Origin of the sequence: Pseudomonas sp. UBA6310 (assembly GCF_002438225.1) — a bacterium.
In the GTDB taxonomy this organism is placed as follows: Bacteria; Pseudomonadota; Gammaproteobacteria; order Pseudomonadales; family Pseudomonadaceae; genus Pseudomonas_O; species Pseudomonas_O kuykendallii.
This window is the reverse complement of sequence record NZ_DJTK01000026.1, coordinates 1-11,676: the sequence shown is the minus strand read 5'-3', so window position 1 is coordinate 11,676 and position 11,676 is coordinate 1. Positions and strand designations below refer to the sequence as shown.

Below are 11,676 nucleotides of genomic sequence, written 5' to 3'. Positions count from 1 at the left end.
TCCAGCTCCAGCTTGAGTGCCGGGTCGATCCTCAGCTGGCGCGCCAGCTCTTCCAGATAGGCGCGCTCCATGAAGTGCTCCTCATCCACCATCAGCACGCTGGCCAGGTACATCTCGGCGGCCATTTCCGGGGTGCTCGCGGCGCGGGCGACATCGGCCGGATCGAGCGGCTTGTTCAACTCCGCTTCCATCCACTGGCGCACCTCGCGGTCGTCGGTGAGCTTGACCAGTTCGCCCTCGATCAACTGGCGCTCGCGATCATCGACGTGTCCGTCGGCCTTGGCCGCGGCGAGCAATGCCTTGAGGATCGCCTGGCTGTGCTCCTCGACCAGCGGCGCCGGCAGGCGGTCCAGGGTCTGCGGCTCGCCCTGCGGCGCATCGGCCTGCTGGCTCTGCCAGTTGCCATAAGCCTTGTAGGCGAGCACGCCGAGCGCCGCGAGGCCACCGTAGGTGAGCACCTTGCCGCCCACCTTGCGCGCGCTCTTGTTGCCCAGCAGCAGGCCGAGCGCGCTGGCGCCCAGCGCACCGCCGGCCGCCCCCTTGAACAGATCGCCGTTGCCCTTGGCGCCACCGAGCATGCCGCCGAGGGCATCACCCAGGCCACCGAGGCCGCCGGCGGATTTACCGGTGGATTTCTGCTGCAACAGCTCCTGGCCGGATTTGAGCAACTGATCGAGCAAACCACGAGTATTCATGGGATTCCTCCGCGGAAAGACAAAAAATGCCTGCGGGAAATCTACCGCGCGGGCCCGCAGGGCGCGGTTTCAGAGTGCTTCCGGATATTGCCGCGCGGCAGCCGCGATCATTTCGATAAAAACGAACGCCCGTGGCATAGTTCGCGCAAATCCTTTAGCGAGCCCGCCGCCATGATGTCGCTACGCCAGATTCGCCATTTCATCGCAGTCGCCGAATCGGGCTCCATTTCCGCCGCCGCGCAGGCCGTGTTCATCTCGCAGTCGACCCTGACCCTGGCCATCCAGCAACTCGAGGAGGAGATCGGCGTCAGCCTGTTCAACCGCCACGCCAAGGGCATGTCGCTGACCCACCAGGGCCACCAGTTCCTGCGCCAGGCGCACCTGATCCTGGCCACCGTGGAAAACGCCAAGCGCAGCCTCCAGCAGAGCACCGAGCAGGTCGCCGGCTGCCTGACCATCGGCGTGACCAGCCTGGTCGCCGGCTATTACCTGGCCGATCTGATCACCCGCTTCCAGCGCGCCTACCCCAACGTGCAGACCCGCGTGGTGGAGGACGAACGCTCGTACATCGAGCATCTGCTGGTGTCCGGCGAGATCGATGTCGGCGTGCTGATCGTTTCCAACCTGGAGGATCGCCACGCCCTGCAGACCGAAGTGCTGACCCATTCGCCGCACCGGCTCTGGCTGCCCGCGCAGCATCCGCTACTGGAACGCGACAGCATCGGCCTCGCGGATGTCGGCGCCGAGCCGCTGATCCAGCTGAACGCCGACGAGATGGGCCTGCACACCCAGCGCATCTGGGCCCGCGCCGGCCTGACGCCGCACGTGACGCTGCGCACCGCCTCGGTGGAAGCGGTGCGCAGCCTGGTCGCCGCCGGGCTGGGGCTGTCGATCCAGCCGGACATGACCTATCGGCCATGGTCGCTGGAGGGCGACATCATCGAGGCACGGCCGCTGGCCGACCTCAGCGAACCGCTGGACGTCGGCCTGGCCTGGCGACGCGGCACGGCGCGGCCGGCGCTGGTCGATCCGTTCCTCACCGTGGCGCGGGAAAAGCCCTCCGCGCGCCGGCATTCTATTTAATCGAACGCTGCTTTCATTTTTTAGCATTTGTCGACCGCGATGCAGCGCTCTAGTCTCGGGTAAAGACGAACAGGCGCTCAACGGCGCCGGGTTCGCGCAACCGAATCGCCACGGAACGCCGATCACGATGAATGCAATCAGCCCACTCGCCACGCTGCGCACCGATCTGCTGATCGGCGGCGAGCTGTCTCGCGGCGAAGGGCTGGTCGAGGCGATCATCGATCCGGCCAGCGGCGAGACGCTGGTGGAGGTCGCCGAGGCCTCGATCGATCAGGTGGAGGCCGCCATCGCCGCCGCCCAGCAGGCGTTTCCCGGCTGGTCGAGGACCACGCCGGCGCAACGTGCCCAGGCATTGCTGGCGATCGCCGACTGCATCGAAAGAAACGCCGACAGCCTGGCGCGGCTGGAATCGCTGAATTGCGGCAAGCCCCTGCACCTGGCGCGTCAGGACGACCTGACTGCGAGCGTCGACGTGTTCCGCTTCTTCGCCGGCGCGGTGCGCTGCCAGCAAGGCCAACTGGCCGGCGAGTACGTGCCTGGCCACACCAGCCTGGTGCGACGGGACCCGCTGGGCGTGGTCGCCTCCATCGCGCCCTGGAACTACCCGCTGATGATGGCCGCGTGGAAGATCGCGCCGGCGCTGGCCGCCGGCAACACACTGGTGTTCAAGCCCTCGGAACACACGCCGCTGTCGATCCTCGCCCTCGCGCCGCTGCTCGCCGAGATTCTCCCGCCGGGCGTGATCAACATCCTCTGCGGAGGTGGCGAAGGGGTCGGTAGCCAGCTCGTCGGGCATCCGAAGGTGCGCATGGTGTCGCTGACCGGCGACATCGTCACCGGGCAGAAGGTGTTGCAGGCCGCCGCCCGCACGCTCAAACGCACGCACCTGGAACTGGGCGGCAAGGCGCCGGTGATCGTCTGCAACGATGCCGACCTCGATGCCGTGGTCGAGGGCGTGCGCAATTACGGCTACTACAACGCCGGCCAGGACTGCACCGCCGCCTGCCGCATCTACGCCCAGGCCGGCATTCACGACCGCTTGCTGGCCCGGCTCGGCGAGGCCGTGTCGACCCTGCGCTTCGCCCGCAAGAAGGACGCCGACAACGAGATGGGCCCGCTGATCAGCGCCCGCCAGCGCGACCGCGTGGCCAGCTTCGTCGAGCGCGCCCTCGGCCAGCCGCACATCGAGCGCGTCACAGGCGCGGCGGTGCACTCCGGCCCCGGCTTCTACTACCAGCCGACGCTGCTCGCCGGCTGCAAGCAGAGCGACGAGATCGTCCAGCGCGAAGTGTTCGGCCCGGTGGTCACCGTCACCCGTTTCGACGAGCCGAGCCAGGCGCTGGACTGGGCCAACGACTCCGAGTACGGCCTGGCCTCGTCGGTCTGGACCCAGGACCTGGACAAGGCCATGCAGATCGCCGCGCGGCTGCAATACGGCTGCACCTGGATCAACACCCATTTCATGCTGACCAGCGAGATGCCGCACGGCGGGCTGAAACGCTCCGGCTACGGCAAGGACCTGTCCAGCGATTCGCTGGCCGATTACAGCGTGGTCCGCCACATCATGGCGCGCCACGGCAAGGTACCGCTTTAGATTTTTCTCCCCTCTCCCGTTCACCGGAGAGGGGCCAAGGGAGAGGGCTGGCTGCCCGAGAACGGAAATTGACACACCCGATTCGACCGCACCGACCGACAGGCGCGGCGACATAACAATCAGGACCGGACGCGCTCCGGCCGGCAAGACATTCACTGCCCCGACTATCAAACCAAGAAGAGGGATTACCAATGTCAGCGCACACCACCGCTCTGCTCGGCGCACTCGCCGGCGCCCTGCTCGGCAGCAGCAGCCTGCAAGCCGCCGAAGCCCTGAAGACCGTCGGCGCCAGCGAAGGCCAGCTCGACATCGTCGCCTGGCCCGGCTACATCGAACGCGGCGAAAGCGACAAGAGCTACGACTGGGTTAGCCAGTTCGAGAAGGACAGCGGCTGCAAGGTCAACGTCAAGACCGCCGCCACCTCGGACGAAATGGTCAGCCTCATGGCCAAGGGCGGCTACGACCTGGTGACCGCCTCGGGCGACGCCTCGCTGCGGCTGATCTATGGCAAGCGCGTGCAGCCCATCAACACTGCGCTGATCCCCAACTGGCAGGGCCTCGACCCACGTCTCAAGGACGCACCGTGGTACGTGGTGGATGGCAAGACCTATGGCGCGCCCTACCAGTGGGGCCCGAACGTGCTGATGTACAACACCGACGTGTTCAAGCAGGCGCCGACCAGCTGGAGCGTGGTCTTCGAGGCCCAGGACCTGGCCGACGGCAAGCCGAACAAGGGCCGTGTGCAGGCCTACGACGGCCCGATCTACATCGCCGACGCGGCGCTCTACCTGAAGGCCAAGCAGCCCGAGCTGGGCATAAGCGACCCCTATCAGCTGACCGAACCGCAGTACGCCGCGGTGCTCGACCTGCTGCGCAAGCAGCACGCACTGGTGCACCGCTACTGGCACGACACCACGGTACAGATGAGCGACTTCAAGAACGAAGGCGTGGTCGCCTCCGGCGCCTGGCCGTACCAGGTCAACGCGCTGCAGCTGGAGAAGCAGCCGATCGCCTCCACCGTGCCAACCGAAGGCGCCACCGGCTGGGCCGACACCACCATGCTGCACGCCGAGGCCAAGCACCCGAACTGCGCCTACAAGTGGATGGACTGGTCGATGTCGCCAAAGGTCCAGGGCGACGTGGCCGCCTGGTTCGGCTCGCTGCCTGCGGTTCCCGCCGGCTGCAAGGAAAGCGAACTGCTCGGCGCCGAAGGCTGCAAGGTCAATGGCTTCGACAATTTCGACAAGATCGCCTTCTGGAAAACCCCGCAGGCCGAGGGCGGCAAGTTCGTTCCCTACAGCCGCTGGACGCAGGACTACATCGCGATCATGGGCGGACGCTGAACCCTTCGTTTTCTCGACCACGTCGGGCCCGGGATGGGTGTGCCAGGAAAGGCCCCTCTCCCCGGCCCTCTCCCGTGAACGGGAGAGGGGGCATGAACCCAGAGCGCCCGGTCTCCCTCGGGAGGGCGAGTCCCTCGCCCCCTCCACTTTCCACGCCGCCCTTTTTGCTTTCCGGAGTAGCGCAGCAGATGACCATCGCCGTTCAGTTCACCCAGGTTTCCCGCCAGTTCGGCGAGGTGAAGGCCGTCGACCGGGTGTCCATCGATATCCAGGAAGGCGAGTTCTTCTCCATGCTCGGCCCGTCGGGCTCGGGCAAGACCACCTGCCTGCGGCTGATCGCCGGCTTCGAGCAACCCAGCGCCGGCTCCATCCGCATCCACGGTGCCGAGGCCGTCGGCCTTGCGCCCTACCAGCGCGACGTCAACACGGTGTTTCAGGACTACGCGCTGTTCCCGCACATGAACGTGCTCGACAACGTCGCCTACGGCCTCAAGGTCAAGGGCGTCGGCAAGACCGAGCGCCGAGCCCGCGCCGAGGAAGCGCTGGGCATGGTCGCCCTGGGCGGCTACGGCGCACGCAAGCCCGTGCAGCTTTCCGGCGGACAGCGCCAGCGCGTCGCCCTCGCCCGTGCGCTGGTCAATCGTCCGCGCGTGCTGCTGCTCGACGAACCGCTCGGCGCGCTCGACCTCAAGCTGCGCGAGCAGATGCAGAGCGAACTGAAGAAACTGCAGCGCCAGTTGGGCATCACCTTCATCTTCGTCACCCATGACCAGAGCGAGGCGCTGTCGATGTCCGACCGCGTGGCGGTGTTCAACAAGGGCCGCATCGAACAGGTCGACACCCCGCGCAACCTCTACATGAAGCCCGCCACGTCTTTCGTCGCCGAGTTCGTCGGCACCTCCAACGTGCTGCGCGGCGGCCTGGCGCTGGAGCTGGGTGGCAGCGAACGGCCCCTGTCGATCCGCCCGGAGCACACGCGCCTGGCGGGCAGCGAAGCCCTCGGCAGCGATGAAGTCGAAATCAGTGGGTTGCTCCACGACATCCAGTACCAGGGCGCCGCCACGCGCTACGAAATCCGCCTGGATAACGGGCAGAACTTCTGCGTCAGCCAGGCCAATACGCAGTGGGGCGAAGGCGCCGCGCTGCGCAGCACCGGACAGCGGGTGACGGCACGCTGGGCGCGCGCGGCGATGGTCGCACTGCACGACATAGCACCCGGAGCGGACGCCTGATGCAGCTCGCTCTCAATACCAGGACGGCGGCCGCCGGCGGCCCGCTGCGACGCCTGTCCAGCCTGCTCTACCGCAAGCCGAACCTGTACCTCTCGCTGCTGCTGGTGCCGCCGCTGCTGTGGTTCGGCGCGATCTACCTCGGCTCGCTGCTGGCGCTGCTCTGGCAAGGCTTCTACACCTTCGACGACTTCACCATGGCGGTGACGCCGGAGCTGACCCTGGCCAACCTCGGCGCGCTGTTCCAGCCGGCCAACTACGACATCATCCTGCGCACCCTGGGCATGGCCGTGGCGGTGTCGCTGGCGGCCGGCCTGCTGGCGTTTCCCATCGCCTACTACATGGCGCGCTACACCCGCGGCAAGACCAAGGCGTTCTTCTACATCGCGGTGATGCTGCCGATGTGGGCCAGCTACATCGTCAAGGCCTATGCCTGGACCTTGCTGCTGGCCAAGGGCGGCGTCGCCCAGTGGTTCGTCGACCACCTCGGCCTGGCGCCGCTGCTGCAATGGGTCCTCGGCGTTCCCGGCATCGGCGGCAGCACGCTGTCGACCTCGCACCTCGGGCGCTTCCTGGTGTTCGTCTACATCTGGCTGCCGTTCATGATCCTGCCGATCCAGGCCTCGCTGGAGCGGCTGCCGCCGAACCTGCTGCAAGCCTCGGCCGACCTGGGCGCGCGCCCGGCGCAGACCTTCCGCCAGGTGATCCTGCCGCTGTCGATCCCCGGCATCGCCGCCGGCTCGATCTTCACCTTCAGCCTGACCCTCGGCGACTTCATCGTGCCGCAGCTGGTGGGGCCGCCCGGCTACTTCATCGGTAGCATGGTCTACGCCCAGCAGGGCGCGATCGGCAACCTGCCGATGGCCGCCGCGTTCACCCTGGTGCCGATCGTGCTGATCGCGATCTACCTGTCCATCGTCAAACGTCTGGGGGCCTTCGATGCACTCTGAACGAGCCTCCTGGGGACTCAGGCTGGCGGCCTGGGGCGGGCTGGTGTTCCTGCACTTCCCGATCCTGATCATCTTCCTCTACGCCTTCAATACCGAGGACGCGGCGTTCAGCTTCCCGCCCAAGGGCTTCACCCTGAAGTGGTTCAGCGTCGCCTTCGCGCGCCAGGACGTGCTCGATGCCATTGGCCTGTCGCTGCAGATCGCCTGCCTCGCCACGCTGATCGCCATGATCCTCGGCACCCTGGCCGCCGCCGCGCTGTACCGCCGCGACTTCTTCGGCAAGGAAGGCATCTCGCTGATGCTGATCCTGCCCATCGCCCTGCCCGGCATCGTCACCGGCCTGGCGCTGCTCGCCGCGTTCAAGAGCCTGGGCATCGAGCCGGGCCTGCTGACCATCGTCATCGGCCACGCCACCTTCTGCGTGGTGATCGTCTACAACAACGTCATCGCCCGCCTGCGGCGCACCTCGCACAGCCTGATCGAAGCGAGCATGGACCTGGGCGCGGACGGCTGGCAGACCTTCCGCTACATCATCCTGCCGAACCTCGGCTCGGCGCTGCTGGCCGGCGGGATGCTCGCCTTCGCGCTGTCCTTCGACGAGATCATCGTCACTACCTTCACCGCCGGCCACGAACGCACCCTGCCGCTGTGGCTGCTCAACCAGCTCAGCCGCCCGCGCGACGTGCCGGTGACCAACGTGGTGGCGATGCTGGTGATGCTGGTGACCATGCTGCCGATCCTCGGCGCCTATTACCTGACGCGCGGCGGCGAGGGCGTGGCGGGGAGCGGCAAGTGAAAGCCGCCCTCTCCCCAGCCCTCTCCCGTGAACGGGAGAGGGGACGGACCGGGCGGGTCTGCAAATGATCCGTCCGGACGATCGTGCTGCCGAGGCCAGGCGCAAGCGGTAAAGGTCGCGAGAAGCCCTCTTCCGTTTACAAGACCGGAAGCGCTATTCGTCGACTGAGACAGGCACGAACGCTGAACACCCACACGAACACTCCCCTCTCCCGTTTACGGGAGAGGGGCCGGGGGAGAGGGCAGCAGCGCCCTCCCCAACCCAACGACAACCCATAGCGAGGCTGACCCCATGCAAACCAAACTGCTGATCAATGGCCAACTGATCGCCGGCGAAGGCGAGAGTCTCGCCGTGCTCAACCCCTCCCTCGGCGCGCCGCTGGTGCAGATCGCCGAAGCCAGCGAAGCGCAGGTGGACGCCGCGGTGCGCGCCGCCGACGCCGCCTTCGACGGCTGGTCGCAAACCGCGCCGAAGGACCGTGCGATGTTGCTGCTGCGCCTCGCCGACCGCATCGAGGCGCATGCAGAGGAGCTGGCTAAGCTGGAGTCGGACAACTGCGGCAAACCCTTCGGCGCCGCGCTGAACGACGAAATCCCGGCCATCGCCGACGTGTTCCGCTACTTCGCAGGCGCCAGCCGCTGCCTGTCCGGTTCCGCCGCCGGCGAGTACCTGCCGGGACACACCTCGATGATCCGTCGCGACCCGCTCGGCGTGGTCGCTTCCATCGCACCGTGGAACTACCCGCTGATGATGGCCGCCTGGAAACTCGCGCCGGCCCTGGCGGCGGGCAACACGGTGGTGCTCAAGCCGTCCGAGCAGACCCCGCTGACGGCGCTGAAACTGGCCGAATTCCTCGCCGAGATCTTCCCCGCCGGGGTGGTCAACATCGTCTTCGGCCGTGGCGCCAGCGTCGGCACGCCGCTGGTGACGCACGCGCGCGTGCGCATGGTCTCGCTCACCGGCTCGATCGCCACCGGCGCCAACATCATCTCCAGCACCGCGGCCAGCGTGAAACGCATGCACATGGAGCTGGGTGGCAAGGCACCCGTGCTGATCTTCGACGACGCCGACATCGAGGCCGCCGTCGAGGGCATCCGCACCTTCGGCTTCTACAATGCCGGACAGGACTGCACCGCCGCCTGCCGCATCTACGCGCAAAAAGGCATCTACGAGAAATTCGTCGCCGCCCTGGGCGATGCCGTGGGCAGCCTGAAGACCGGCTTGCAGAACGACGCCGCCACCGAACTCGGCCCGCTGATCACCGCGCAGCATCGCGACCGCGTCAGCGGTTTCGTCGAGCGCGCCAGCGGCCAGTCGCACATCGAGGTGGTCACCGGCGGCAAGGCGGTCGCCGGAGACGGCTTCTTCTTCCAGCCGACGGTGCTGGCCGGCGCACAACAGGACGACGAAATCGTCCGCAACGAAGTCTTCGGCCCGGTAGTGTCGGTCACGCCGTTCGACGACGAGTTGCAGGCGCTGACCTGGGCCAACGACTCCGACTACGGTCTCGCCTCGTCGATCTGGACCCGCGACGTGGGCCGCGCGCACCGCCTCTCGGCGCGTCTGCAGTACGGCTGCACCTGGGTGAACACGCACTTCATGCTGGTGAGCGAAATGCCCCACGGCGGCGTCAAGCGCTCCGGCTACGGCAAGGACATGTCGATGTACGGGCTGGAGGACTACACCGCGGTGCGTCACGTGATGTTCAAGCACTGAAGCTGTCGCGCAGGGCACCCCTGCGCCGCAGGGGCCGCGCCTAGGTGCGTGCCTCGTTGTGGCCCAGGTCACGCCCGGGGTCGATGCGGTCGCGAACCCGCTGCTTGAGCACCTTGGCCTCGGGGAAACCGCCGTCCGCCTTGCGCTCCCAGAGCTGCACGCCGTCACAGGTGATGCGGAACACCCCGCCCGTTCCCGGCTCCAGGGCGACCCGGCCGAGGTCGTCGGCGAACGTGGACAGCAGCTCCTGCGCCAGCCAGGCGGCGCGCAGCAGCCACTGGCACTGGGTGCAATAGGTGATGACGATTTCGGGGCGTGGCGTGGGAGGGGTCATGGCGATCTCGCGGGCGGGCCGGGCGACCAGCATAACGGCAACCACGATCGTCGCCGAGGCGCGAAAAGCAAAACGCCGCATCGGGATGCGGCGTCTCGGTGGCGCGGGCGCCTTCTTACGCGATGCGTGACAACAGCTCGCGAGCCTCTTCCTTCTGCTGCTCGTCGCCCTGGTCGATCACCTCGTTGAGGATGTTGCAGGCGCTCTGGATCTCGCCCTGCTCGATGTAGGTCATGGCCAGGCTCATCTTGCGGCTGGCGGCCAGGTCGTCCAGCGGACGCTCGCTCGACAGGTCGTCACCGAAGGCATCGAGGAAGTCGTCGCTGAGGTCCGCTTCGAAACCCGAGCGCGCCGACGGCTGCTCCGGCTCGTCCAGCTCGAAAACCTCCGGCAGCTCCTGCAGGTTGGAATGGAAGTCCGGCTCCTCTTCGACCTCGGCCTTGCCCTGCCCTGCCCTGGACGCCTGGTTGGGGAACGGATTGATCAGGTCCCAGTCGGCGTCCAGCGACAGGTCGTCGAGGTTCAGCGGGTAATCGTTGGGATCTTCGTCAGGCGCCGCGTGGGCGACCGGTGCGGGCGGCAGATCGTCCAGGTCGAGCACGGCATCCTGCAACGGGTCGACCCGCGAGTCGGCCATCGCCACGGCATCGGCGTCCGCGTTCATCGCCGGATAGCGGGTCTTGATCCGCTCGAGCTGCGCCGGGCTCGCGCCCATCTCGCGCAGCACCGCTTCCTCGCGGGAGAACCCGCCAAGATCGCCGTTCTCGGCGAGCACTTCGAGCAGGCGCAAACGCAGGTCCATGCGCGCGGGCGCGTTTTCCAGGGCGTGGCGCAAGGTGCTTTCGGCCTCGCCGAAGCGACCGTAGGCGATGTAGATGTTGGCGGCTTCCAGCGGATCGGTGGAGATCTGCGTGCGCGTCTCGACGGGCTGCTCGACGCTGGCCGTGCTACGCACGCGCGCCGGGCTGACCAGCGCATCATCCTCGACCACTGGCACCACGACCACCTGAGGGTCGGGCAGCCGCGCGGGCTTGCGCCGACGGCGCAGGAGCAGCAGCAACGCCAGCAGCATCGCCACGCAGAAGGCGCCGATCAGCCAGATCGACGAACCGGTCGACTGCTCGGCCTCGACGGCCGGCTCCTCGGCGGCCGGTTCCTCGGCGACGGGCACGGCCGGAGCAGGCTCGGCGGCGGGAGAAGTCTGCGCAGGAGCGGTTTGGGAAGCGTCTGCCGGCGGCAGGGCCGGCTCGGATTCGTCCTGCGGCGCGGCTGCAGATGCCTGATCGTCCAGCGGCGCCACGGCATCCGTGGGCGGCGTTTCCGGCTGGCTGGAAGCCGTGAAATCCGCCGGCGCTGCGGCGGACGGGCCCGGCTCGGCCGCGGCGGGCGCGGTCGCCTGGGGAACAGTCGCTGGCGTCGCACCGAGACGCGACGCCAGGCTGGCCAGTTGCTGATCCCTCTCGCTCAGTTGCTGCTGCAGGATCTGCAGCTGGTTCTGCAGGTCGCGCATCTGCTGCTGCAGCGACTGGCTCTCTTCCGCGCTGGAGGCGAGCTCCTCATCCACGCGCCGTTGCAGGGCAGCCTGGCTTTCCGGGGAACCGGGAACACCGGGCATCGGTGCGGAGGGCCGGGTGTTCTCCAGCTCTTCATCCTCGCTGGACAGCGAGAGCATCGCGGGCGGCGCCTCTTCGGCGAGCGTATCGGGCAGCAGCAGCTCGGCGCCCAACTTGAGGCGATGCGCTTCGCCGCCGACGAAGGCCTGCGGATTGAGCAGCTGGATATCGCGCATCAGTCCTTCGAGCGAGGCTTCGCCGCCCGGATTAAAGCGTCTGGCGATGGCCCACAGGCTGTCGCCGCTGGCGACGCGGTAGTGCTTGCCCTGCACGGCGGCGGGCAGCGGACCGGAGGGCGCGCGCGCGGCGACCGGCGCGCTGCG

The 11,676-nt window shown here is 67.6% G+C and carries 10 protein-coding genes; 7 read left to right on the top strand and 3 right to left on the bottom strand.

The window, feature by feature from the left end; genetic code table 11:
* A partial coding sequence (locus B3E91_RS05795; RefSeq protein WP_287028683.1) for a tellurite resistance TerB family protein occupies nucleotides 1–695 on the bottom strand: 695 nt, incomplete at its 3' end.
* A 171-nt stretch (nucleotides 696–866) separates the two neighbouring features.
* On the opposite strand from B3E91_RS05795, the gene B3E91_RS05790 reads away from it, so the two are divergent.
* The 7 genes from B3E91_RS05790 (at nucleotide 867) to B3E91_RS05760 (ending at nucleotide 9,406) form a co-directional block, all read left to right on the top strand.
* Complete coding sequence (locus tag B3E91_RS05790) at nucleotides 867–1,778, top strand: LysR family transcriptional regulator (protein ID WP_090227584.1); 912 nt, start codon at nucleotides 867–869, stop codon at nucleotides 1,776–1,778.
* A 127-nt stretch (nucleotides 1,779–1,905) separates the two neighbouring features.
* Nucleotides 1,906–3,372, top strand: a complete 1,467-nt coding sequence (locus B3E91_RS05785) for a gamma-aminobutyraldehyde dehydrogenase (protein ID WP_287028682.1) — start codon at nucleotides 1,906–1,908, stop codon at nucleotides 3,370–3,372.
* 191 nt (nucleotides 3,373–3,563) lie between these two features.
* The gene (gene ydcS / locus B3E91_RS05780) at nucleotides 3,564–4,715 is read left to right on the top strand and encodes a putative ABC transporter substrate-binding protein YdcS (RefSeq protein ID WP_287028681.1); all 1,152 of its coding nucleotides are present in this window, start codon (nucleotides 3,564–3,566) and stop codon (nucleotides 4,713–4,715) included.
* 188 nt (nucleotides 4,716–4,903) lie between these two features.
* On the top strand, nucleotides 4,904–5,947 hold the full coding sequence (locus tag B3E91_RS05775; RefSeq protein ID WP_287028680.1) for an ABC transporter ATP-binding protein: 1,044 nt from the start codon (nucleotides 4,904–4,906) through the stop codon (nucleotides 5,945–5,947).
* Complete coding sequence (locus B3E91_RS05770) at nucleotides 5,947–6,894, top strand: ABC transporter permease (protein WP_287028679.1); 948 nt, start codon at nucleotides 5,947–5,949, stop codon at nucleotides 6,892–6,894. The genes B3E91_RS05775 and B3E91_RS05770 overlap by 1 nt, the downstream gene beginning before the upstream one ends.
* A complete protein-coding gene (locus B3E91_RS05765; RefSeq protein WP_273231382.1) occupies nucleotides 6,884–7,690 on the top strand; it encodes an ABC transporter permease in 807 nt (268 codons plus the stop codon). Before B3E91_RS05770 ends, B3E91_RS05765 begins: the two co-directional genes overlap by 11 nt.
* 291 nt (nucleotides 7,691–7,981) lie before the next feature.
* The gene (locus tag B3E91_RS05760; RefSeq protein WP_286785596.1) at nucleotides 7,982–9,406 is read left to right on the top strand and encodes a gamma-aminobutyraldehyde dehydrogenase; all 1,425 of its coding nucleotides are present in this window, start codon (nucleotides 7,982–7,984) and stop codon (nucleotides 9,404–9,406) included.
* Between the two features lie 40 nt (nucleotides 9,407–9,446).
* Here B3E91_RS05760 and B3E91_RS05755 read toward each other — a convergent pair whose 3' ends face one another.
* Both B3E91_RS05755 and B3E91_RS05750 read right to left on the bottom strand, forming a co-directional pair.
* The gene (locus B3E91_RS05755; protein ID WP_287028678.1) at nucleotides 9,447–9,740 is read right to left on the bottom strand and encodes a SelT/SelW/SelH family protein; all 294 of its coding nucleotides are present in this window, start codon (nucleotides 9,738–9,740) and stop codon (nucleotides 9,447–9,449) included.
* A 115-nt stretch (nucleotides 9,741–9,855) separates the two neighbouring features.
* Nucleotides 9,856–11,676: FimV/HubP family polar landmark protein (locus tag B3E91_RS05750; protein WP_287028677.1), on the bottom strand; the 1,821-nt coding region annotated here is incomplete at its 5' end.

What these genes read in the sequence shown, in the direction of transcription:
- B3E91_RS05760 (WP_286785596.1), top strand. Translation starts at nt 7,982, where the DNA reads ATGCAAACCAAACTGCTGATCAATGGCCAACTGATCGCCGGCGAAGGC.
- B3E91_RS05765 (WP_273231382.1), top strand. Translation starts at nt 6,884, where the DNA reads ATGCACTCTGAACGAGCCTCCTGGGGACTCAGGCTGGCGGCCTGGGGC.
- B3E91_RS05770 (WP_287028679.1), top strand. Translation starts at nt 5,947, where the DNA reads ATGCAGCTCGCTCTCAATACCAGGACGGCGGCCGCCGGCGGCCCGCTG.
- B3E91_RS05755 (WP_287028678.1), bottom strand. Translation starts at nt 9,740, where the DNA reads ATGACCCCTCCCACGCCACGCCCCGAAATCGTCATCACCTATTGCACC.
- B3E91_RS05775 (WP_287028680.1), top strand. Translation starts at nt 4,904, where the DNA reads ATGACCATCGCCGTTCAGTTCACCCAGGTTTCCCGCCAGTTCGGCGAG.
- B3E91_RS05790 (WP_090227584.1), top strand. Translation starts at nt 867, where the DNA reads ATGATGTCGCTACGCCAGATTCGCCATTTCATCGCAGTCGCCGAATCG.
- ydcS (WP_287028681.1), top strand. Translation starts at nt 3,564, where the DNA reads ATGTCAGCGCACACCACCGCTCTGCTCGGCGCACTCGCCGGCGCCCTG.
- B3E91_RS05785 (WP_287028682.1), top strand. Translation starts at nt 1,906, where the DNA reads ATGAATGCAATCAGCCCACTCGCCACGCTGCGCACCGATCTGCTGATC.